The organism is Sporosarcina limicola (genome assembly GCF_014873855.1).
GTDB lineage: Bacteria > Bacillota > Bacilli > Bacillales_A > Planococcaceae > Sporosarcina > Sporosarcina limicola.
Genome location: NZ_JADBEL010000014.1, coordinates 37,987 through 59,875, shown reverse-complemented (window position 1 = coordinate 59,875; position 21,889 = coordinate 37,987). Strand labels below are relative to the sequence as shown.

The following is a 21,889-nucleotide window of genomic DNA, read 5'->3' as shown; positions in this document are numbered from 1 at the left end:
TCTTTCTCGGACATAATCATGGCGATGAATGAAATAGTATATTTGTACAAAGAAGATATAGTGATGGCACATCGATCAGGATTTCAACAATTTGGTGGAACCTTATATGATTTTTGCTTACGAATAGCCAATTATGAAACGAGGCCCGATATGGAAGATATTGAGAAGTGGATTCAATCATATACAAAACCGTATAGTATTTATGTAAATGGACTTTCCGATTAGTTTTGGCATAATGCCGAAAAGTGGGGGAGTCCATCTTTTTTGTTATGTAGTAAGGCGATGCTCCACGATTTACATCATGGCGTATTCATTACAACCGCATATCAATGGGAAGCTAAATTTGTTCTAGTTAAAAGCTCAGCAACAGTGGTGGCTAACTTGATTATCACTACGAAAGCCAAGAATAACAGTAAATTGCTAAAAGAGTGCCCACCAAACGTCCCAGTCTCTAACTGGGGCGTTTGGTGGGCACTTTTCTTATTTATTATCGATTGTATCCAAAAATTCTTTTGCCGTGTTCACTACAAATTTTATCTCTCCCAGATTGCGTTCTAATAAAACATTCGATGGATATCGATTAATAGTTTTTTGTTCGTTATATCGGTGACAGTATTCAGCCTCTGGTAGTGGAAAAACTCCAAAGTTGAAATGTCTAACGCATCAATAATTTTCTCAAGCGTTTCCAAAGGTGGACCAATGTTTCTACTGATAACATTCGGAATGGAGTTCGGGAAAATAGGGATTTCTTAGTGCCGAAATGAGTGCTGCGGACATTTTATACTTCCACCACAACAAAGTTGTCGTATATCCGTATTATTTGGGACATGTCAGGGTGGGAGAGCGGTGTTGGCACGGAAGTATGCTTGAGTGTTGGTATGTTCTACATGTGCGGCGCTTAAAAAGAAAATTCTCCGAAAATTGAAACGTTTCTTCGTCAGTAACGTATAAAAGATACAGAGATTGACTGAAAATAGACTTTCAATACGAGGGGGGATTAGCATGAGACAGTTATACATCAAGCAAAAGGTATTGAGCCTGAGCGGCAAGTTTTCGGTGAAGGATGAGCTGGAGAACGAAGTGTATTTTGTGGAAGGAAGCTTCATGCAAATGCCGAAGACTTTTTCTATTACGGATGCGGCCAGGCAGGAAGTTGCGATGATTACGAAAAAAGTATTTAGTTTTCTACCGACTTTCTTTGTAGACGTACATGGACAAGAAACGATGATGATAAAAAAGGAGTTTTCTTTTTTGAAAGCACGTTATACAATTGATGCCGCTGGGATAGAAGTACGGGGGAATTGGTGGGATATGAATTTCGAAGTGTACCAAAATAGAAAACTGATTGGCGCCGTCAGCAAAAAGTGGTTCACATGGGGTGATAGCTACCAGCTGCAAATTGCGGATGATGAAATGGAACCACTTCTCGTAGCACTCGTTGTGGCAATTGATTGCGCGAAGGCTGCCCAGGGCGCTGCAGCGGCTGGAGGGGGAGGAGCTTGACAACGGTGTACTAGCACGAATAAATGAGGGCAATCGGAGTATATCCGATTTTTAATAAATAGTGGTTGACCTGTGGAAAAAGATAAGGTGTAACAGGGAGTAACGACTCTGCTTCTTGGTTGACAGCACAGGGTGGTTACTTTTTTCGATTGGTGTATAATGCAAGTATGTAAACACCCTCTATTTTGAGGAGTGGTGCGAAAGGTGGAAGACAAATGACATTTGAAGAAATTTTACCACGTTTAAAAGCTGGCGAGAAAGTCATTCGCAGTGGCTGGGGCGGCGCAGAATTGTATGTGATATTAGTAGGTGCTGGAGAGCATGTTGGGAAATCCTTGAACCCTTATTTTTTAATCGATGTCGAAGGAGAGGGCTACACAATGTTCACCCCAACGGTTTGTGATTTGTTGGCGGAGGATTGGATCATTGTTGATTGAACCGATTTAGTACATAGGACATAGGCTCATGAGTCATTCATGGGCTTTTTCTATATGGAGGAAAACATATGAAATTTGAAGAATTTGATGGACAAACGGTCTTTATAACAGGGGCCGCTTCTGGTATTGGTCAAGCACAAGCGATTGCTTTTCTAGACAATGGGGCAAATGTTTTTGCGTTCGATAGGCAAGAGGAAGGACTACGGTCATTAAAAGAGCAGTACGACACACGTTTTGCTTATATAGTTGGGAATGTCAGCAAGCGCGATGATGTCAAACAAGCTGTAGAACAGGCACTTTCGACGTTTCAACACATCGACATATTATTGAACACGGCCGGCATTTTAGACGGATTCGCTAAAACATTAGAAACGGATGAAGCATTGTGGGATCGTATTATGGATACGAATGTAAAAGGCATGTATGTTGTAACGAATGCGATTTTACCCTATATGCTACAACGGAAATCTGGGGTCATTGTGAATATGGCATCAATTGCGGGACTTGTTGCGGGTGGGGGAGGTGCGGCTTATACAACATCTAAGCATGCTGTTATTGGCTATACGAAACAGACCGATGCTGATTATTGCCGCGCGGGGATTCGTGTCAATGCGATTGCGCCAGGGGCCATTCAAACGCCGATGAACAAAGCGGACTTTGAAGGGGACGGTGCAATTGCGAAGTGGGTTGCGAAGGAAACACCAGCAGGACGATGGGCTCAACCAAGTGAAGTAGCGGGCTTGACATTGTACTTGGCAAGCCAAGCGGCTGATTATATTCACGGTACAGTGATTCCAATGGATGGCGGTTGGATTGCGAAGTAAGTCATATTCAAAAGAACAGATCTTTCTGCTATACTTGGTAAGCAAGCAAATTTCGCTTGCACTACGGCACTTCGGATTGAGTAATGACTCATCCTTCCTTTGGCCGTAGTTATGACTAAAATAGCCTTGGCTATTTTACAAAGGAGAAATGTCAATTGAATATGTCAGCGCTCAAAAGTTCGCCACGTATTGCCGTGAGTGAACTCGCCAAAATCGCACTGGTTGCTGCATTGTATGTTGTTGTGACGATGCTGCTGGCAGTCATTAGTTTTGGTGCTGTCCAACTCCGCTTGTCGGAAATGTTTAACTACCTTGCCTTGTACCACAAACGCTATGTCGTTGCCGTTACAGCAGGTGTCGTCATCGCTAATTTTATGTCGCCTACTTGGCTACTCGATGTGCCGATTGGTGGCATTGCGACCTTACTCGTTTTACTACTCTGCCGACGTGTGACGAGAACCATCAAGAATGATGTGTTGAAAATGGGGATTACGGCTATCCTTTTTGCCGTATCCATGTTTACGGTTGCCGGACAATTAACGGTATTATACGGATTTCCTTTCTGGCCTACTTATTTCACAGTGGGTATTGGGGAATTATTGTCGATGACAGTCGGTGGTATGATATTCCATTCATTGCGAAAGAAAATAGACTTTATGTCTTGAATAATATAGTGAATAGATAGATGAAACCTCTCCTAAAGTTAGTAGGAGAGGTTTTTTGGTTAGCTATAATGCGATTATGAGCAATGCAGGTTATTAATCCTTCCCTTGTTGGCTTAATTGTAAAAGCGCCTGGCTAGTTATAAGCGTACAGAGTTTATTGATGTATGCATCTTTCTGTACGAATTGTGATATACTAATGATGAGGTGATGGAGATGGACTTCAAACATACGGCATCATTATTGAATCAATGGATGCAAGAAAATCAGGTAACGAAAACAAAAATGGCGCAAATAATGGGGATAAGCGAAGGATTATTGCGTGCACTTTTAAAAGGTGATCGTCGTATTACGTCAGAGCGATTAACACAATTTGCGGAAATCACAAAGATCCCACGTGCATCGTTATTAGGATTATCAGATAAAGAATTATTTGCAGGCTATAGTGTCATTCCACGTGGGGGCACAGAGCTTTCCGTTGCAAATAAGCATCAGGTTCAGCTGATTGCCTTGCTTTTAAATGAATATGAAAGCTTCAAATAAAAGCGGGGAAGGGGTTTAAGAAAATGGACCATTTAATGCAAGAAGTCGAGCGTTTAGCAGATGATTATTATAAAAAGTATGTGTCGAATAAGACGTCCCTTATGTTAGCAGATGTATTAGCAGATATTATTGTACAACAAGGAATTGAAGTAATTTATGTAAGTATCCCTAAAGCAGATGGTGAAGAGCGTAGATTAAACGGGATGTTTTTTAAGCATGTGAACGAATCTGTGCAGCCCAAAATCGTGATTAATCAATTGGATACAATTCGTACGCAGAATTTTACATTAGCACATGAATGGTTTCATGCTATTTTAGAGTCAGAGGATATGAAGAAATATGCGATTCAAATTCAAACGAAGGAAGAGTTTGAGCGTGCAGGTGATTATTTTTCAGCATCTATTCTTATGAATCAAGAGGCGTTTGTTTCGTATTTTGAAATTATCCGAGGGCGTACTTTAGAATATAAAGTATTTAAATTAGCAGATATTTTCAAAGTCCCTTATGTCAGTGTTGTTCGACGGATGAGTGAACTTGACTTAACTAAAGTTTCCTTATTAGGCTCCTTAACAGAGCAGGAATTAGCTGAACTTCGCTATCAGCAAGTAGGTGAATCGGTGTTAGATGCACCACCTAAACGTATTGAGTTCATACAATATCAACAACTTGTGAGGGATAAGGTGGTGAAAGGAGAACTTTCGAGCTTAGATGTGGCAAAAAAGCTTTCTCACTTAAATCCCAAGCTAGCCGAGGAATACTTTGGAAAATCTGTGGGTGAAAAAGATATTGATCAACTTTGGAATGAGTTAGATGGAGTGTAATGGGGGGATGAAAATTGAGTAACATTACATTGCCGATTTCCTCTATTTGCTTCATTGATGCCAATATTATTTTCTATATTGAGAAGTTAAAATCAAAGGATGGCTTTTTAAATATCATTGAGCAAGTGTATGAATCGGTTTATATACATGAGGAAGTATATAAAGAACTAAGTAGTATGGGACAAAGATTTGTAGATGAAAAATGTGATGCGAAAAAGTGGTTGTTATTTAAACCAGTTCATGAATTTCAAAATTTCTATGAGGACTACATGTTCATGTTATCAAAAATCCAGTCAACATTAATTGAAGTTGACACAAAAAGAAGAAAAACTGGAAGTGCCGGTACTGGTGAAATTGCTTCTTTAGCGGCTGCTTATTTACTGAATGCGGAGTTTATTTGCAGTAATGATTATTCAATTGAAGAAGTGATTAGAGAAATACCGTTACATATTTTTATCGACGGAGATGACTCGAAAGAACCTGTTTTGATTACGCACCATCGTTTATTGGATTTCTGTAGGTTAGTTGTAGATGCTGGAATATTGCCTCGTAATGCAGTTAAGAAGTTCTTTCAGATTGCCCATATAGAATTGAAATCGAGCAATAGGCCGCTATTTGATGAGCAAATGGCAGAATTTGATCAATTAATACAAGTGACGTAGCGTAAAGTTATGGTAAGATTGAAAATAATTCATTGAAAACAAAATGTATTATTTTCAATCTTACCATTGCCAAATAAGGTGAAAATCAAAACTACATATTTGTAAATGAATATCCATGATAATTTAAAGCAAGCTGATGGCCGCTTTAACGGAGTAGTCATCAGCTTTTTTCTATGAAATGTACTTGGTTCACTTGGCATGGGAAGGTCAGAGTAGAAGAGGATTCCAAACGACTGGAAGCTATCGACTATGATGACGAAATAATTACAGAAAATGCCGAAGATATTTTCCATTATAAAAAGTGTCACTAGATAGGCTATACTTACTGATATAGAAAAATCAACATCAACTAATGACAAACGAGGCTAACCAAATGAGCGAAAGAAGTTTTGAAGACTATCAGTTAAGCAATGAAATAACACGAGCCCTTGCTTTATTAAAATATGAAGCGCCGACAGAGGTTCAAAGTGAAGTCATACCACGAGCCTTAGACAAACAGGATCTCATAGTGAAATCTCAAACAGGCAGTGGCAAGACGGCGGCATTTGGTATCCCTCTTTGCGAAATGATTGATTGGGCGGGGGACAATCCGCAAGCCTTAATTCTGACACCTACTCGGGAGCTTGCTGTTCAAGTGGGAGAGGATGTAGCGGCTATCGGGCGAGTTAAAGGCATTAAAACGATGGCGGTTTACGGTAAAGAATCATTTGTACAACAACAGGAAGAATTGGAACGGAAAACGCATATTATTGTCGGTACACCTGGGCGTGTGAGAGACCATATTGATAAAAAAACAGTCATTGTAGATGACATAAAGTATTTGATTATTGATGAAGCAGATGAAATGCTTAGTATGGGTTTTGCTGCCCAAGTAGAAGCGATTATTGAAAAACTTCCTACCACTAGAGTAACGATGATCTTTTCCGCTACATGGCCTACAACTGTTGAAAATCTTTGCAATAAATATATGGCCGATCCCATAACTATCCACATTGCTTCTACAGGAATCACCACGAGAGCGATTGAACATAGCATCATTAATGTGAAAGAAACAGGGAAAATGGCATTGCTTAAAAATGTAACTGCTATTGAAAAACCTGCCAGCTGTATCATCTTCTGCAAAACGAAAAGACAAGTTGACACTGTGTTTGCAGAGTTGGAGAAATCCAGCTATTCCTGTGAAAAAATCCACGGTGGAATTGCCCAAGAAGTTCGATTTGCGGTTATGGATGGCTTCAAAAGGGGGAATTTCCGCTATCTTGTGGCGACTGATGTGGCAGCGAGGGGAATCGATGTAGAGCATATTTCACTAGTCATCAACTATGATGTTCCAACGGAAAAAGAGAGCTATGTCCATCGAACAGGCAGAACCGGTCGTGCGGGTAAAAAGGGAAAGGCGATTACGTTTGCAATGCCAGCTGACAGCGAGGCCCTTTCAACAATTGAAACATACATTGGCTTTGAAATACCTGTAAGGGAAGCACCAGCGCAGCAGAAAGTAGCTGTTAGGAAAAATGCATTCGAGGAAAAACTAGCTGGGCGTCAAGGAGTCAAAAACAATACTATGATGAAGCTCCATTTCAACGGTGGAAAAAAGAAGAAGCTTCGAGCTGTAGATTTTGTTGGAACGATTGCGAATATCCCTGGAGTAACGGCGGATGATATTGGAATAATTACCATAGAGGATAGTTTGACTTATATTGATATGCTGAATGGCAAAGGTTTATTGGTTTTGCAAGCGATGAAAGAAACTACGATTAAAGGGAAGAAGCTGAAGGTTAGTGAGGCGGTTAAAGGCTGAAGTGTCTGAGCGTGGAACTGGCACCGGGGTACGTAATCACAGGGGGAACAACCATGGAGGAAATGTTAAAAAAAGAGTATGGCTTGTATGCAATTCCCGAGGAAGTTGGTATGTTAATACGACTTGAAGAGGAACTAAACAAGGAGGGGGAGTCACTCGATACAATCGGTTTTATGCCGATCGTCCACGAATTTGCGTATGCCATAACTCCGCCAGACCTCATTCCATTTGCGCATACAGGCGGAGGTGGTATTCATTTTGGATTCTTGACAGATTTTGATCAAATAACCGACTTGCATGAAGCACCGATTGTCTGCGTTTCACCGACAAATGATCCACCTATTAGGTATTTGGCCCGGAACATTCAAGAGTTTTTGAGTTTAGCGTCATCTGTGCCACATGTCGAAATGCTGGAGAGTTTTTGGCCTTGTGAAAATGAAGGCTCTATGGAAGCGATACAAAAGGATTTCCTCAGCAACACAGATGTTGAATGGAATAAAAAGAGGGAAATGATAGCTAGAAGATTTCATAAAACATTCAGTACAGGGGCGCTACCTGTACAACAATATGTCCAGGAAGTATTGAAGGAACGGCATGAGAAAATGATAATCCCTACTTTTGATGGTCTTGGTATTATAGGGTCTGCGGATTCGGTGAGAAAAGGGCAACGATTTAAACTGGATGACCAACATCGACAAACTGAGCAGGAACTAACGCGAATGCGAGACTTTTTAGCCAGTGCAACTAGAGAGGAAAAGTTAGCATTTATTCGAGATGCTTACTACTGGTACATCCTTACGCCCGATTATGATGGTGAAGTATTGAAAGTAGTAGTTGAGTTGCTAAAAACCCTGGACTTACCTACAGTTGTGGATCGACTCGAGTTTAGGACGGGTCTGTAAGAGAGATGATAGACCAATACTAGCCTAGCCCTGGTCAAAGAACATCCAAGCAACATGTAGCAAACCATAAAATGAGCCACCTATTCGATTTGAACATCGTCATAGACGGCTATTTTGTCATGAATACCGTAGGGCTATGCTTATTTTTATAGTTTGGGCTTACTTTATACATGTTCCATGCTGCTGGATGCGTTAGTAGATTGTTTGTCATCGGCGAAGATCAAGTGCATGCGAAACCCTTTCTAACGTGTCGAGGCGTGGAATAGTATGCTCTTTTTCTAAATGCGCAATGGCGGCTTGCTTCAGTCCAGAGCGGTTGGCTACCTCAAGTTGAGTTAAACCAAGCTCTAATCGCCGTTGTATGAGCTGGGCGATGATTTCAATTTCATGAACTTCAATCGGGTCTAAAGGGGTTATTTGTTTTTTATAGTCAGCCCATTTCATGCTAACACTCCTCCTTTACTGTTGCTAGAAAATATTAAATGGATAATGAATTTAGAAAGATGAGCAAAGAAAAAAGAGTCCTATATGGACCCTTTATTATAATAGTCAGTTAATTGTGCCTTTTGGAAGTTACTTTAGGAATACTACTTTTTATTAAATTTAAAATCTTCTTTTTCGAAATATCTTCTTGGTAGGACTTCGAGTATATGTCCAAAAGGTATACAGTATTTTCAGCTGTGACTAAATATTCAATAACTCTAAATCCACCAGATAACCCTTTTTTCGCACTACTATTTCTCATTCTCTTCTTAAAAACTTTATTGCCGTCTTTTATAATGTTAGGTATATCTTCACCTAAATCGCCGCCGAGTTCAACCTCATTAAGGAATGCCTCAAAATCTTCATCAATTTTCGGGTATTTCTTTCGAAGTTTATGATACCGTGATTCAAAAGTTGGCGTAGTAATCGTACTAAATCGCGACTTCATTACTTATCGTTGACGAGATTCTTTTAAGAAATCTCTAGCTGATTTTTTAGGAAGTTTTCCTGCTTGTATCAATTTAACCTCTTTTAAGGCATTCATCACATGATTATTTTGAGATTCAGGAGTGGGTTTTACTATTTCTTTTGTGGACATATCGACATCCTCCTTCTTACACATACAACCACAACCTTCTTTTTAAAAAGTAATAGTTAGTATATGTGTTTCTAATGAAAATTATACCAGTAATTTATAGAATAATCCATTAACCAATCCTCAAACCCTTCCTCTCAAAATAAACATGCAACCGATACGCACAAACCTCCTCCATCCAACCATACAAAATTTCCCCCTGTTCTCTAGACGCTTCAACATGAATCGAAAACACACCATTCTCATAGCTAATCAACCCCTTCGAAGAGGCACTCCATTTCTCCATCGGCATTTTGGCAATCAAAGTAGCCATTCTTCCTTCATCATAAGAGCGCAATCCCTTACTCTGTTTATCCGCCAAATCAGTTCGCATTCTATACTCTTTTTCAGTCAAATAGCGATAAAAATACGGAGCAGCTTCTTCAGCAGTAATCGCGTCCAACCAGTTAGCAGATCCCCTTGAAAGCATATACTGCAAGACAATCATTTTATAACTTTTCGTCATCCGCGTGCCGTTCACTTCTTGAATCCATTGACGATAAGTATCGAAAGTATCTAGTTCAACGTCATTCAACTCCTTGGCATACGCCAACAAGCCTATATAAGAACCGAATTCCTGCTTGACCGCCCGTGAATCAGCCCGTGCTTTTAAGTGATACTCCAAATAAGTCGGTCGATAGCCAAGATCCGTTTTGAGTTCGAAAAATGCCTCGACGAGCTGTTGCTTTCGAGGAGACCGTTTTCGCTGCATCTCATCCAATAGATTAATAACAGCCAAATCGAGCTGAATCGCGCAAGTAGGGGGTAAATCCAACGTTGTCGATGTAATCGAAGGGGGCAATTGCCCATCCTCAGTGAATACCCGCATTTTTAGATTTGCATTGCGGTAGTTGCCAATCAAATCGATAATGACGCAATGCGATTTTCCATCTGCAATACGTAAACCACGCCCAATTTGCTGGGTAAAGACAGTCAATGATTCTGTCGGTCGCACAAATAATAACGTATCGACCTATGGAATATCAACACCTTCGTTAAATAAATCAACTGTAAAAATAACGTCAAGTTGTCCTGCTTCAAGCTGTTGCCGTGCATGCAGTCGCTGGTCACGTTTAGAATCCCCATGAAGTGCAATCGTTTTATAGCCGGCTTTATTAAAATGATGACTCAGGAAAACCGCTTGCTTAACAGACGAACAAAACCCAATGGTTCTCGTCTGCTTATGCTGTTCCCAGGCTGTAAAAATGGCATCTGCGTAAGCAACTTGAGTTTGTACAAGCAATAATTCCTCATCGTCATAGCTATTATTTCTCCATCTTAGCCCACTATAATCCGTTTCATCAAAAACACCGAAATACGTGAAGGGAGCTAGCCAATTACGACGAATGGCATCTAAGAAATGAATCGAAATCGCCACGTTGCCATCACAAAGACTATAAACATTCTTGTTGTCCAGTCGATCAGGCGTTGCCGTAATCCCGAGTAGAAAATCTGGCGTAAAGTAGTTCAAGATTCGCTCATAGGTTGGAGCCGTGGCATGATGAAATTCATCGATGACAATTAAATCAAATGCATCAGGTTGAAACCTTTTCAGATGGAAATCAGAGGCCAGCGTAAAGACAGAAGCGAATAGAAAATCTGCATCATCTTCCTTCACAAAGCTATTGTAAATCCCGGCCGTTCGAGTTGGATGGACGTGGCTAAACGATTCCTTCGCCTGCAAAAGAATCTCCTCACGGTGGGCAATGAATAGCACGCGCTTGAAGCTCTTAGCGAAAAAGGCAGCCAAATACGTTTTACCCAAACCTGTCGCCAACACAACTAATGCCTTTGTATAGTCCTCTTCTCTTGTTTGTTGCAACGCCTCTAACGCTAACAGTTGGACAGGGCGGGGAGTCAGTGGCGCTTGTTTCGTAACATAGGAAGCCGACTCTTCAAAAATGACCTCCTGCTCTGCCGGAGTGCCAAACATCACTTCAATTTCATCTTGTGGCTCCCAAACCTGGCTCAGCCCAGTTGTCTGATTAGCCTCCAGGTAGTCTTCTTTATACCGCGCAATCGTCTCACTATTCACCCGCACCGTATTTGATGAAAGAAATAATTTCATAAACTCCGCTACCGCTGTTTCAAAAAGCACTTCATCCACAGTAGAAGGGGCATGAATACTCCACTCAACACCTTTAGTTAAAGCAGATTTAGAAAGATTCGACGACCCAACAATGACATGGGATTGTGCATCACTCCGAAACAAATACGCCTTCGGGTGGAATGAAGTGCCGCGACTCTCATACAAATGGATTTCGGCCTGCGGGACATGCTCAACTAATAACGCTAGCGCCTCCGGCTGTGTAATGAATAAATAATCCCCAACAAGAATTTTGACCTCTGCACCACGTGCAATGGCCTCCTGTAAATGGGGGAGTACAAGTCGCACACCCGATTGCATCGCGAAAGCAGTCATCCAGTAGACCGTATCCGCTGTACGCGTCAGCTCGCTAATTGTATCGATTAAATTTGATGTAATTAAACGAACGTCAGTCATCTTCTACTTCCAGTAAAAAGATCCGTTCATTAAATCCCCCGCGCTTCTCCGCTTTCTCCACTCTCACTTTTTCAAGCTCCTCAAATGTAGACCCATGATAGGCAGCGGCAGCATGAATGAGCTCTAATAGATCCGCAAGTTCTTCCAGTGCATCTTCAGTCGTTGTTGTTTCCAAGTACTCGGCTAATTCCTCGCCCAATTTGTTATTGATTTCTGTTATGTATTCCTCATCGTTTAATAGACGAGTTGTAAATGTTTTACCGGTTTTTTCGATGATTGCTGGGATGTTGTCGCGTACAAGTTTGTTGTAGATTGGCATGAGTGTCATCTCCATTTGTTTGAAATTATGAAACTGTTAGTTATATGATAGCATGTTGGGTTTGGTTTGGAGAAATGGGGGAGAATAAAGTGAAAAAGTGCCAAGCATCCGTACAGTTTCTAGCTGTATGGATGCTTGGCACTTTTCTTATTTGTTATCGATTGTCTCTAAAAACTCTTTAGTCGTATTCACCACATATTTAACCTCACCGAGATCACGTTCTAACAAAATACTTCGATGGATATCGATTAATAGCTTTTTGTTCGTTATATCAGCAATAGTATTCAGCTTTTGATAGTGGAAAAACTCCAACGGCGAAATGCCTAGCGCATCAATAATTTTATCTAGCGTTTCTAACGTTGGATTACTTTTGAAAGTCTCAATCTCTGAAATACGTGCGTGCGCAATGCCAGCCATTTCCGCTAACTTCTCTTGCTTGAATCCCTTCTCTTCTCTTATAAATTTCAATTGTTCGCCCACCAGTTTGATGAGGTCCGAAGATGCTGCCATTTGTGAATCACCCCTTACCTTAAAGGGTAAAGAATTTGTTGGGAAATGATTATCAGTTAAAAAGAACAAAAGTTATGTAATATACGTTATAGTGTACATGTGAGAGCTTTTTTATATTACGTTTGTAAGCAGTTGTAAAAAGAGCGTGTTTCATCCTGTTTATAGCAAATATCTAAGCTAGTCTTAAATTATTTATTCTTAAAAAAAGTCGAGATTACGATAAGAATTTGTAATCAAATCGTTTTGGCAAGACCTGCAAATTAGGGGGGATCAATATTTCAAATATGCAATTCATCATAGAGTTAAAAAACATTATTCCCGACCTAAAGAAACGATATTTTAAGCAAGTTTTCATTCATGAACATAAATCAGGGAACACCGTAAAAAATTACAGCTCAGAATGTAATATTCCGTATCTCAATTTAAATTTGGAGTTAGCAAAATTGCTGCAAGGCATCCAAATAAACAGACGACCTTATAAAATAGCAGATTATTTAAATCAGCGTCTAAATGCAATGACTGAAGAAATTATTTGTCTTGATTATTTTGAGTTGCTATTTGAACCATCATTACAAATAAATCCTTTTGATCTATTTGAAAACATTAGCAAAAATAAAACACTGATTATAGCTTGGCGTGGAAATATCCATGACGGCCATTTCATTCAAGCAGAACCTGGACATCCCGAATATCGAGTTTATCCTACAGACGATGCGTTGGTCATCAAATAAAGGGAGCGATTATTTTGCAATATAGAGATCTATTACAATTCGAACCAATTGAATCTGTCATTCAATTAACAGATGCAAATGACAAAGAACGCGCCTTCCATCTTCTTGATACATATGTCATTTCTGAACGTATGGCAGAGCAATTAAATGAGCTTATTATTAACCAGCTACAATTTACACGTGCTACTGATAATAAAGGTCTGCTCATTGTAGGGAACTACGGAACGGGTAAATCACATTTAATGAGTGTTATTTCAACAATTGCTGAGCGCGAAGGGGCAAGTGAACATATTTCGAATGAAGCTGTGGCTGAAAAAGCAAAAGAGATTGAAGGGAAATTTAAAGTTATCCGTTTGGAAATCGGTAGTGTGGGTACATCACTACGAGATATTTTATGTACATCGATTGAAGATGGTTTGGCAAACTTAGGAATCGACTTCACTTTCCCGGCGTTCAATCAAATTACGAACAACAAAGATGCATTGGAAGAAATGATGGGCTTTTTCAATGAACAATATCCCGAACATGGCTTATTAGTTGTTGTCGACGAGCTACTCGATTATTTACGTGGACGAAAAGAACAAGAATTAACACTGGATTTGGGATTCTTACGTGAAATTGGCGAGATTTGTAGTAAAACTCGTTTCCGTTTTATTGCAGGTATTCAAGAAATGCTATTTGATAATCCACGATTCAGCTATGTTGCACAACCGTTACGTCGTGTGAAAGAACGTTTTGATCAAGTCCGAATTATTCGAGAAGATATTGCACATGTCGTATCAGAGCGCCTGTTGAAGAAAACCGATGAGCAAAGGGCATTAATTCGCGAACATCTATCAAAGTACACGACATTATACCATCGCTTAAATGAAGACATGGAATCATTTGTAAACTTATTCCCTATCCATCCAAGTTACTTAACGGCTTTTGAAAAAGTAAATAATATTGAGAAGCGGGTAGCGTTAAAGACGATTAGTATCGAAATGAATAAAATTATTAACGAGGAAGTTCCTGAAGGGGCACCGGGTTTGATTTCGTATGATAGCTACTGGAAATTCATCGAGGAAGACCCATCATATAAGGCTATCCCTGAAGTAGCCGAAGTACTAGATAAAGCCAAAATTTTAAAAGACCGTGTGCAAAATGCTTATGCGAAACGTATTTACAAACCAATGGCGTTACGGATTGTAGATGCTCTTGCGTTAAATCGTTTATCTACGGTAGACATTTATGACAGTGTGGGCTTAACAGCAGAAGAATTACGTGATGATTTATTTTTAAGTCTAACTGGTAGTAACGATATGCTCCTAGAAGAAGATGATCCAGCAGATTTCTTGAAATCTACGGTAGATGCTGCGACAAAAGAAATTCAAAAGACAGTAAGTTTCCAATACTTATCTACAAATGAATCGAATGGTCAATATTATTTGGATTTAAAGAAAGATATCGATATCGACAGTCTAATCACACAACGTGCAGAAACGATTGAAGAGGATAAATTGGATCGTTTTTACTATGACATATTAAAACAAGTCATAACATTGGATGATAATACTTACGTAACGGGTTATAAAATATGGCGACATGATTTACCTTGGAATGCTAATCGAGTCACACGTCAAGGGTACCTATTCTTTGGTGCACCGAATGAACGTTCAACAGCGCAGCCTGAGCGTGACTTTTATATTTATATGATACGACCATACATGAAAACAATATATAAAGACGAACAAAAAGCTGATGAACTGTTCTTCGAGTTCAAGCAGACAGATGATCGATTTAATCAGCTCTTAAAGCTTTATGCGGCTGCAAATGATTTAAGACTAGATGCAACATCAGCCACAAAAAGTTTATATGCTAGAAAAATCGATAGCTATTTTAAAGAACTAACTAAATGGTTAAATGAATATTTTGTACACACTTTTGAAATCACTTATAAAGGTAAAAAAGGGACTGTGCTTGATTTCGGCATGTTACTTCCAGCTCATGCTACGATTCAGGAAATTATTAACTTTGTTTCGGAAGAAATGTTGTCAGGTTGGTTTGAGCAAAAGTATGAAGGCTACCCTTCATTTCGCCAAATTAAAGACTCTTACTTAACAAGGAAAAATTTAGAGACATACGTAAAAGATGCATTACAGTACCTAGTTGGTAAGGAAACGAGTCAAGGAGCCGCCATTTTAAATGGTCTTGTCTTGTTTGATTCCACACAAAAAATATCGACTAAGCAATCCGGTTATGCTAAGTGGATTGTCGATTTACTAGATTCAAAAGGTCATGGTCAAGTCGTGAACCATAGCGAGTTGATTGAGACTGTCTTTATTCGTGGTGTCGAGGATTTGCAGTATACGAGGCAATATCATTTAGAACCAGAATTATTAGTTGTTTTACTAGGTGCAATGATAAGCACTGGTGCCATTGAAGTAACGATTGAAAATAAAACCTACAATGCACTTAGTATAAATGAATATATTCAATTACCATTATCAAAACTAACGCAATTTAGTCATGTGAAAAAACCAACAGGGCTTCCTGTTGAAGTACTAAATGCAATCTTTGGTTTATTTGATGTCTCCATCCCAAACTATGAAGGGGACATGCTCCAAAAAACGATAGTAACAGTTACTGAAATGGCTAATAATGCTATTAATGAATCACTAGGCACCATACAAACTATAAAAAAAGGCTTCCCGACATGGGATGGTCAATTATTAAATAATGCGGAAATTCAAGAAAACATTGAAGTACTTGAGGAATTCAAGGGATTTTGTGAAGGATTAAAACGTTATAATACACCAGCAAAAATGCGCAACTTGAAATATGACTTAGCAACAGTTGAAAAGCAAAAAGTGGCGATTGAAAAACTAGCCTCCTTCACTAAACTGGAACAACAAATTAAGGAAATCCAGCAGCACGTTAGTTATCTTCAAATTGCACAACCGAATATGGGGAGCCAATCTGGGTGGTCACAAAACGTAGATGAAGCACTTGACGAATTACAAGATGCCCTAAAACATCACCATGACACATCGAAAGAATTAGCTGCACTTGATACGTTAAAACAGCAGTACATTCAACTCTATATTGAAGCACATGATAAATCGCGACTCAATGCTATTGAAAACATATTGAAAAACACATTACATTCAGATTCAACATTAAAAGGGTTGAAAGAATTAGCAGCGCATATTTCCATTTTGCCAAGAGAACAAATTATCAATTGGGAAAAAGCACTGGTTGGTTTAAAAACATGCTATCAAGTTTCAGCGGACAATTTACAACATGCACCGATGTGTTCGGAGTGTAAGTTCCGTCCAACAGAAGTAACAACAAACGAAAAAGCCATGCTGAAAAATCTCGAACAAGAGCTACCTAACATATTTGAGAACTGGACTGAAACATTATTAACAAACTTCAATGATGCAACAGTTAAAGAAAATATTTTGCTTCTAAAACCTGAGCAACAAACGCTCATAGCGGAACTTATCACTAATCAAGCATTTACGTTACCCGTAGATGTTCGTCTAATCCAAGCAATTAATGATCTATTAAAAGGGATTGATAAGGTAGAAGTATCGTTAATAGATATTGAAGAGATGATGGCAAATGGAAGTCCATTAACAGTTGAGGAACTTCGAAAACGTTTCGAAGAAATGATTCATAGGACAGTAGGGAATATACCATCCAACCAAGTACGTATTATGCTAAAAAAATAAGAGGAGCGATTCTAAATGACACATGATCCAGAACAGCTCTCGTTATTAAATGAACAGCCTGTGGCAGACAACACACCAGTTGTCTGCTTAGGCATGACGTTTGAAAATGAAGAAGCAAGAAGACAACACTTTCGTGAAGAATTACGAAAGAAACTACCGGAACTAAAGCAAATTGAAGGCTTTCCTATCGGAGATGAGGAGGATATTATTGCTTTATCTGATCCCCCATACTACACAGCATGTCCGAATCCTTGGATTTCCGATTTTGTAGAGAAATGGGAAAATGAGAAAATAACGATATATAATCGAGATTTAAATGAAGAATATCACAGAGAACCATTCGCTGCGGATGTAAGTGAAGGGAGAAGTGACCCGATTTATATGGCGCATAATTACCACACTAAAGTCCCTCCGAAGGCTATAGTACGCTACCTTTTGCATTACACAAATCCAGGTGACATTGTTCTAGATGGATTTGGTGGAACTGGAATGACAGGTGTCGCTTCCTCGCTTTGTGGAAATAAACAAATCCTCGAGGAAATGGGCTATTTAGTGAAGACTAATGGCGATATTTTTGAAGATTATATAGATGATGTTGGAAATCGTTTTACAAAAAAAATTTCAAAGATAGGAGAAAGAAAAGCAATTCTAAACGATTTATCTCCTGTTGCTACTCACATATCTAACAATTATAATAACCCGATTGAATTTAATGAAAATCTTCTTACGGCAAAGCAAATAATTCAATCGTTAAGAATAGAACTCAGCTGGATCTATACCACTATAGACGAAGATACTGATTTTAATTATGAAAATGTAACTAATCTTGAAGAGCTTAAATTAAATTTAGATACACTGGATAAAAATAAAATTCATGAGGTAAACTATTTTATTAAAAGTGATTTAATGGCATGTCCACATTGTTTAAATGAAATGAAATTGTGGGATGTGACAATTGATAAAGGTGTAACAGACGGTTTTGAATGTCCCAATTGTCATGCGGAATTGAAAAAAAAGAATACAGAGAAGATTTTCATCGATGAAATTGATACTTTTTTAAATAAAACTATCTCAGTAATTAACAAACCTATTGTACGAATTAATTATAAAGTAAACGGAAAACAGCAATTAAAAAAGGCCAGTAAATTTGATTTACTTATTGAGCATTTAGCAAAGGATGAACTTGAAAAATCCAATCTATTTGTTCCTATCGTAAGAATGCCAGAAGGTGATGAAGCACGTAGAAATGATAAATCTGGAATCACACATACACATCATTTTTATACAAAGAGAAATATGTACCTGCTTTCAATTTTATGGGAAAAAGCAAAGGATAATAAAGTACTTAAATTAACTTTAACATCAATCTTACTAAAAACAGCAAGTTTATTACACAATATTGGTCTGAAGAATGGAAGTATAAATTTAGCCGGGGCTTTACCAAACTCACTATATATACCAGGAAATGTAGCTGAACGTAATATTTTTATTTTACTCGAAAATAAATTAAAAGATATCGAAAAAGCTGAATTATATAAACGTGAATCACCTAATGTTGTTAGTTGTTCAGCGATGGGTGCTAATTACTTTAGTAAAACACTTAGTGAATCTATAGACTATATATTTATAGATCCACCATTCGGATCCAATCTTATGTACTCAGAACTAAATTTCCTATGGGAATCATGGTTAAAAGTTTTCACCAATAACAACCTTGAGGCTATCGTAAATAAAACTCAGAAAAAATCCATCGAAGATTATAAAGTATTAATGAGTGCTGGATTTACAGAATGCTTTAGAGTATTAAAACCAAATAGATGGATGACAGTAGAATTTTCTAATACGAAAGCGTCTATTTGGAATGCTATTCAACAAGCAATACAAGAATCAGGCTTTATGATTATTAGTGTGGCTGCTTTACATAAAGGTCAAGGAACTTATAATGCCCAGACAAATCCTACATCGGTAACACAAGATTTAGTTATTACTGCGTATAAACCTTTGGAGACGATTTCGTCACAATTCTTCGTGCAAAATCAAACAAATCAATCTTATTGGTCTTTTGTGAAACAGTATTTAGAATTATTACCTTCGTTTGTTGGTAATAAGTCTGAAGTTGGGCTTATTGTTGAACGTACTCCAAGAATATTATACGACCGATTAGTTTCGTATTATGTACAAAATGGTTTTCCTGTACCTATTTCTTCAGCAGAATTCCAAATTGAAATAATGCGAAAGTTCCCAATGAGAGATGGAATGGCCTTCTTAGAGTCTCAAGTAGCTGAGTATGACAAGAAACGTACCCTTGTAAAAGAGTTTTCGCAAATGAGTTTATTCGTATCAGATGAAAATAGTGCAATTGAATGGATTCGTCAGCAATTAATGAGGAAGCCTCAAACTCGCCAAGACTTACATCCACAATTTATGAAAGAAATTCAGCATATTGCGAAGCATGAACAATTGCCTGAACTAGATGATTTACTAGCACAAAACTTTTTACGTTTTGAAGGCGATGAGGCCGTGCCAGATCAAATCGGAAGTTACTTACGTCGAAATTATCATGAGTTCCGTGGATTAGAGAATACAGATGAAAAGTTGAAAGAAAAAGCAATGAATCGTTGGTATGTTCCCGATCCAAATAAACAAGCTGACTTGGAGAAACTACGTGAAAAAACACTTTTGCGTGAGTTTGAAAACTATGTAGAAGAGTTGGGTACGCATAAAAAGAAATTGCGTCAGTTCCGTACAGAAGCTGTTCGTGCAGGATTTAAGAAAGCTTGGAGCGAGAAAGACTATGAAAAAATTGTTACAGTGGGTGACCGTTTACCTGAAACCGTTATCCAAGAAGATGACAAATTACTAATGTACTTTGATAATGCACAGGTTCGCTTAGGTATGTGAGGAAAGAAGGGGATTTGGTTGAGTTGGCAGGAGAAAATCACAAAGTATTTTACAAGTAAAGGGTCGCTTTACATCGTATCAGATGAGCAGGAATTGTTACGGGACAAAACTGTACAAGAAATGCTGCAAGCACAAAATACTATAGTGCATTTTTATGATGATCCGGTTGTCTTTCGATATGCATATGAAACAACTTTCAGATACATTGAGAGAGAAGAGCGACCTACTTTACTTATTGTGATTCAAGACCATCAGTTCAATCATATTCCTTATGATGTATATGTAGATGCAAATCGCTTAACTTTATCATTTGAAACGCTCTTCCCAAACTTTGATCGTTCGATTGCTGTACAATGTCCTGTTGAAATGTTCCAAGATTTATTCGACGCTCATACACGTTGTTTAACGACTCTTTCTATAAATGAGACAGCAGACTTTATTTTACGTGAAGTTTGTATGATGGATGCTGCCTCGCTTGTAAACGATGTTAGTATAGTGAAAGCAGCATTGCTCCATTTTGAACGGTTCAAAGTAGCATTGCCAAATGTACTTATTGAGCGCTTACGGCAAAGTTTGATGAAAAAACGTGTTCTCGTATCTATACCTATTTTTGAGTGTTTAGCTTCTGAAGGCGAGTTATATAGCCATTTAAATGAACAATGGAATAGTTATTTAAAAGGCTATTTAAATTATTCAAATGGACAAGTGGCAGAGAAAAAGGACTATTATGGCAATGCTTACTTTGATGATCCGTTTATTCGTAGATGCATGAGGGATTTTATTCTACCCATCGAAGTTCGGTCAACCGTAGATTACGAAAAATGGATGCAACCAGGAATAGTCATGAAAGAAGTTGAAAGTGATTCCGGTTGCGTTGATAAAGAAGAGTTATTCGGGCAAGACTACCATTCATTTGGCAGATTTGATTGGGTAAATTTTGCGATTGAACTAGGGGTACTTCAAAGTAGATTGCTGAAAAAAGAGCTGTTAGACGATGACTTCAAATCACAAATTAAAATAGCCAATGAGGCATTCGAACACTGGATGCTTTCTGACTATCAACAATTGCGTACGTTACCGGTTTTGCCTAAGCCAAAGATGGTACACCAAATCCCGCATTACTTAGCTAAAAGAGCAGGCACAAAACTAGCACTGATCGTACTAGATGGTATGAGTTTTACGCAGTGGAATATGATTAAAGAAACACTTTTAAAACAGTCATGGTCATTTGAAGAGGATGCCGTTTTTGCGTGGGTACCTAGTTTAACATCGGTTTCCAGGCAAGCAATTTTTTCTGGTCTGGAACCACGTCACTTCGCAGAGACTATTGATACAACTAGAAAAGAAAAATCATTATGGTCTACATTTTGGGAGAATGAAGGTTTATCTAGCAGAAACGTAGCTTACGAAAAATCGTTAGGATTAAAGGCTTATGATAAGGAAGCCCTTGCTTATCGACACTCGCCTTCCGTAATTGTTTATGGGGCAGTAATAGATGTGATTGACCAGTTTATGCACGGTGCCATACAAGGGAACCAAACCGTTTTCTCAGAACTTCATACATGGCTCAACACGAATTATTTACACAAAATGATGTCTGATTTAGTAGATGAAGGTTTTGAAGTGTATCTGACTTCGGATCATGGCAATGTAGAGTGCTGCGGGATTGGGAGAATCCATGAAGGTGTGACAGTAGAGTCAAAAGGCGAGCGCGTAAGGGTCTATAGTTCATTAAATATTCGTAATCAGACTGCGAGTGAACATGAAAAAACGATTCCATGGGATAGTGATAGCCTACCGAGTGATTATCATGTACTATTAGCAAAAAACAATTTTGCATTTGTGCCGAAAAACGATAAAATTGTAACTCATGGTGGCATTCATCTGGAAGAAATAATTGTCCCATTTGTAAAAGTAAATCGTTAGAAAGCGGGTAC

21 protein-coding genes are annotated in these 21,889 nt (G+C 38.6%); 14 read left to right on the top strand and 7 right to left on the bottom strand.

What is annotated here, in order from left to right:
• The first annotated feature begins 24 nt into the window (after nucleotides 1–24).
• From H4683_RS12890 to H4683_RS12845, 10 genes are all read left to right on the top strand, one after another.
• Entirely contained in the window at nucleotides 25–225 is a 201-nt protein-coding gene (locus H4683_RS12890; protein WP_192599234.1) for a hypothetical protein, read from the top strand.
• Between the two features lie 777 nt (nucleotides 226–1,002).
• Nucleotides 1,003–1,503, top strand: a complete 501-nt coding sequence (locus H4683_RS12885; RefSeq protein ID WP_192599233.1) for an LURP-one-related/scramblase family protein — start codon at nucleotides 1,003–1,005, stop codon at nucleotides 1,501–1,503.
• Between the two features lie 215 nt (nucleotides 1,504–1,718).
• The gene (locus tag H4683_RS12880) at nucleotides 1,719–1,940 is read left to right on the top strand and encodes a DUF2829 domain-containing protein (RefSeq protein WP_192599232.1); all 222 of its coding nucleotides are present in this window, start codon (nucleotides 1,719–1,721) and stop codon (nucleotides 1,938–1,940) included.
• Nucleotides 1,941–2,008: 68 nt separating this feature from the next.
• Entirely contained in the window at nucleotides 2,009–2,764 is a 756-nt protein-coding gene (locus H4683_RS12875) for a 3-oxoacyl-ACP reductase (protein WP_192599231.1), read from the top strand.
• A 161-nt stretch (nucleotides 2,765–2,925) separates the two neighbouring features.
• A complete protein-coding gene (locus H4683_RS12870; RefSeq protein WP_192599278.1) occupies nucleotides 2,926–3,429 on the top strand; it encodes a QueT transporter family protein in 504 nt (167 codons plus the stop codon).
• A 213-nt stretch (nucleotides 3,430–3,642) separates the two neighbouring features.
• Nucleotides 3,643–3,969 carry a helix-turn-helix domain-containing protein gene (locus tag H4683_RS12865; protein ID WP_192599230.1) on the top strand — a complete coding sequence of 109 codons (327 nt, stop codon included), beginning with the start codon at nucleotides 3,643–3,645 and terminating at the stop codon, nucleotides 3,967–3,969.
• Between the two features lie 23 nt (nucleotides 3,970–3,992).
• Nucleotides 3,993–4,790, top strand: a complete 798-nt coding sequence (locus H4683_RS12860) for an ImmA/IrrE family metallo-endopeptidase (protein ID WP_192599229.1) — start codon at nucleotides 3,993–3,995, stop codon at nucleotides 4,788–4,790.
• 14 nt (nucleotides 4,791–4,804) lie between these two features.
• Nucleotides 4,805–5,452: a hypothetical protein gene (locus tag H4683_RS12855; RefSeq protein WP_192599228.1), complete on the top strand. Its 648-nt coding sequence runs from the start codon at nucleotides 4,805–4,807 to the stop codon at nucleotides 5,450–5,452.
• 373 nt (nucleotides 5,453–5,825) lie between these two features.
• The gene (locus tag H4683_RS12850; RefSeq protein ID WP_192599227.1) at nucleotides 5,826–7,253 is read left to right on the top strand and encodes a DEAD/DEAH box helicase; all 1,428 of its coding nucleotides are present in this window, start codon (nucleotides 5,826–5,828) and stop codon (nucleotides 7,251–7,253) included.
• 53 nt (nucleotides 7,254–7,306) lie between these two features.
• On the top strand, nucleotides 7,307–8,155 hold the full coding sequence (locus tag H4683_RS12845; protein WP_192599226.1) for a hypothetical protein: 849 nt from the start codon (nucleotides 7,307–7,309) through the stop codon (nucleotides 8,153–8,155).
• Nucleotides 8,156–8,362: 207 nt separating this feature from the next.
• On the opposite strand, the gene H4683_RS12840 is transcribed toward H4683_RS12845, so the two are convergent.
• From H4683_RS12840 to H4683_RS12815, 7 genes are all read right to left on the bottom strand, one after another.
• On the bottom strand, nucleotides 8,363–8,599 hold the full coding sequence (locus tag H4683_RS12840; protein WP_192599225.1) for a helix-turn-helix domain-containing protein: 237 nt from the start codon (nucleotides 8,597–8,599) through the stop codon (nucleotides 8,363–8,365).
• A 109-nt stretch (nucleotides 8,600–8,708) separates the two neighbouring features.
• Nucleotides 8,709–9,086, bottom strand: coding sequence for a type II toxin-antitoxin system RelE/ParE family toxin (locus H4683_RS12835; protein ID WP_192599224.1), 378 nt, complete (start codon nucleotides 9,084–9,086; stop codon nucleotides 8,709–8,711).
• A gap of 3 nt (nucleotides 9,087–9,089) precedes the next feature.
• The gene (locus H4683_RS12830) at nucleotides 9,090–9,236 is read right to left on the bottom strand and encodes a hypothetical protein (RefSeq protein ID WP_192599223.1); all 147 of its coding nucleotides are present in this window, start codon (nucleotides 9,234–9,236) and stop codon (nucleotides 9,090–9,092) included.
• Nucleotides 9,237–9,345: 109 nt separating this feature from the next.
• Nucleotides 9,346–10,227 (bottom strand): P-loop NTPase family protein, encoded by an 882-nt coding sequence (locus H4683_RS22180; protein WP_338062468.1) that lies wholly within the window; start codon nucleotides 10,225–10,227, stop codon nucleotides 9,346–9,348.
• Nucleotides 10,228–10,245: 18 nt separating this feature from the next.
• Nucleotides 10,246–11,775, bottom strand: coding sequence for a DEAD/DEAH box helicase family protein (locus H4683_RS22175; RefSeq protein ID WP_338062467.1), 1,530 nt, complete (start codon nucleotides 11,773–11,775; stop codon nucleotides 10,246–10,248).
• Complete coding sequence (locus H4683_RS12820; RefSeq protein ID WP_192599222.1) at nucleotides 11,768–12,094, bottom strand: nucleoside triphosphate pyrophosphohydrolase; 327 nt, start codon at nucleotides 12,092–12,094, stop codon at nucleotides 11,768–11,770. Before H4683_RS12820 ends, H4683_RS22175 begins: the two co-directional genes overlap by 8 nt.
• Nucleotides 12,095–12,241: 147 nt before the next feature.
• On the bottom strand, nucleotides 12,242–12,604 hold the full coding sequence (locus H4683_RS12815; protein WP_192599221.1) for a helix-turn-helix domain-containing protein: 363 nt from the start codon (nucleotides 12,602–12,604) through the stop codon (nucleotides 12,242–12,244).
• A gap of 284 nt (nucleotides 12,605–12,888) precedes the next feature.
• On the opposite strand from H4683_RS12815, the gene brxF reads away from it, so the two are divergent.
• Genes brxF through pglZ form a run of 4 tightly spaced genes read left to right on the top strand, consistent with a single transcriptional unit; the run spans nucleotide 12,889 to nucleotide 21,878 of the window.
• On the top strand, nucleotides 12,889–13,335 hold the full coding sequence (brxF, locus tag H4683_RS12810) for a BREX-3 system P-loop-containing protein BrxF (RefSeq protein WP_192599220.1): 447 nt from the start codon (nucleotides 12,889–12,891) through the stop codon (nucleotides 13,333–13,335).
• Between the two features lie 14 nt (nucleotides 13,336–13,349).
• Nucleotides 13,350–17,051 (top strand): DUF6079 family protein, encoded by a 3,702-nt coding sequence (locus tag H4683_RS12805; protein ID WP_192599219.1) that lies wholly within the window; start codon nucleotides 13,350–13,352, stop codon nucleotides 17,049–17,051.
• Nucleotides 17,052–17,066: 15 nt separating this feature from the next.
• Nucleotides 17,067–19,952, top strand: coding sequence for a DNA methyltransferase (locus tag H4683_RS12800; RefSeq protein ID WP_192599218.1), 2,886 nt, complete (start codon nucleotides 17,067–17,069; stop codon nucleotides 19,950–19,952).
• A gap of 18 nt (nucleotides 19,953–19,970) precedes the next feature.
• Nucleotides 19,971–21,878: a BREX-3 system phosphatase PglZ gene (pglZ, locus tag H4683_RS12795; protein WP_192599217.1), complete on the top strand. Its 1,908-nt coding sequence runs from the start codon at nucleotides 19,971–19,973 to the stop codon at nucleotides 21,876–21,878.
• Nucleotides 21,879–21,889: the final 11 nt, after the last annotated feature.

Excerpts from the sequence above, each read along its gene's own strand:
- H4683_RS12860 (WP_192599229.1), top strand. The coding sequence starts at position 3,993 with ATGGACCATTTAATGCAAGAAGTCGAGCGTTTAGCAGATGATTATTAT.
- H4683_RS12840 (WP_192599225.1), bottom strand. The coding sequence starts at position 8,599 with ATGAAATGGGCTGACTATAAAAAACAAATAACCCCTTTAGACCCGATT.
- H4683_RS12845 (WP_192599226.1), top strand. The coding sequence starts at position 7,307 with ATGGAGGAAATGTTAAAAAAAGAGTATGGCTTGTATGCAATTCCCGAG.
- H4683_RS12890 (WP_192599234.1), top strand. The coding sequence starts at position 25 with ATGAATGAAATAGTATATTTGTACAAAGAAGATATAGTGATGGCACAT.
- H4683_RS12870 (WP_192599278.1), top strand. The coding sequence starts at position 2,926 with ATGTCAGCGCTCAAAAGTTCGCCACGTATTGCCGTGAGTGAACTCGCC.
- H4683_RS12800 (WP_192599218.1), top strand. The coding sequence starts at position 17,067 with ATGACACATGATCCAGAACAGCTCTCGTTATTAAATGAACAGCCTGTG.
- brxF (WP_192599220.1), top strand. The coding sequence starts at position 12,889 with ATGCAATTCATCATAGAGTTAAAAAACATTATTCCCGACCTAAAGAAA.
- H4683_RS12885 (WP_192599233.1), top strand. The coding sequence starts at position 1,003 with ATGAGACAGTTATACATCAAGCAAAAGGTATTGAGCCTGAGCGGCAAG.
- H4683_RS12875 (WP_192599231.1), top strand. The coding sequence starts at position 2,009 with ATGAAATTTGAAGAATTTGATGGACAAACGGTCTTTATAACAGGGGCC.
- H4683_RS12835 (WP_192599224.1), bottom strand. The coding sequence starts at position 9,086 with ATGAAGTCGCGATTTAGTACGATTACTACGCCAACTTTTGAATCACGG.
- H4683_RS12850 (WP_192599227.1), top strand. The coding sequence starts at position 5,826 with ATGAGCGAAAGAAGTTTTGAAGACTATCAGTTAAGCAATGAAATAACA.
- H4683_RS12815 (WP_192599221.1), bottom strand. The coding sequence starts at position 12,604 with ATGGCAGCATCTTCGGACCTCATCAAACTGGTGGGCGAACAATTGAAA.
- H4683_RS22175 (WP_338062467.1), bottom strand. The coding sequence starts at position 11,775 with ATGACTGACGTTCGTTTAATTACATCAAATTTAATCGATACAATTAGC.
- H4683_RS12865 (WP_192599230.1), top strand. The coding sequence starts at position 3,643 with ATGGACTTCAAACATACGGCATCATTATTGAATCAATGGATGCAAGAA.
- H4683_RS12820 (WP_192599222.1), bottom strand. The coding sequence starts at position 12,094 with ATGCCAATCTACAACAAACTTGTACGCGACAACATCCCAGCAATCATC.
- H4683_RS12830 (WP_192599223.1), bottom strand. The coding sequence starts at position 9,236 with ATGTCCACAAAAGAAATAGTAAAACCCACTCCTGAATCTCAAAATAAT.
- H4683_RS12880 (WP_192599232.1), top strand. The coding sequence starts at position 1,719 with ATGACATTTGAAGAAATTTTACCACGTTTAAAAGCTGGCGAGAAAGTC.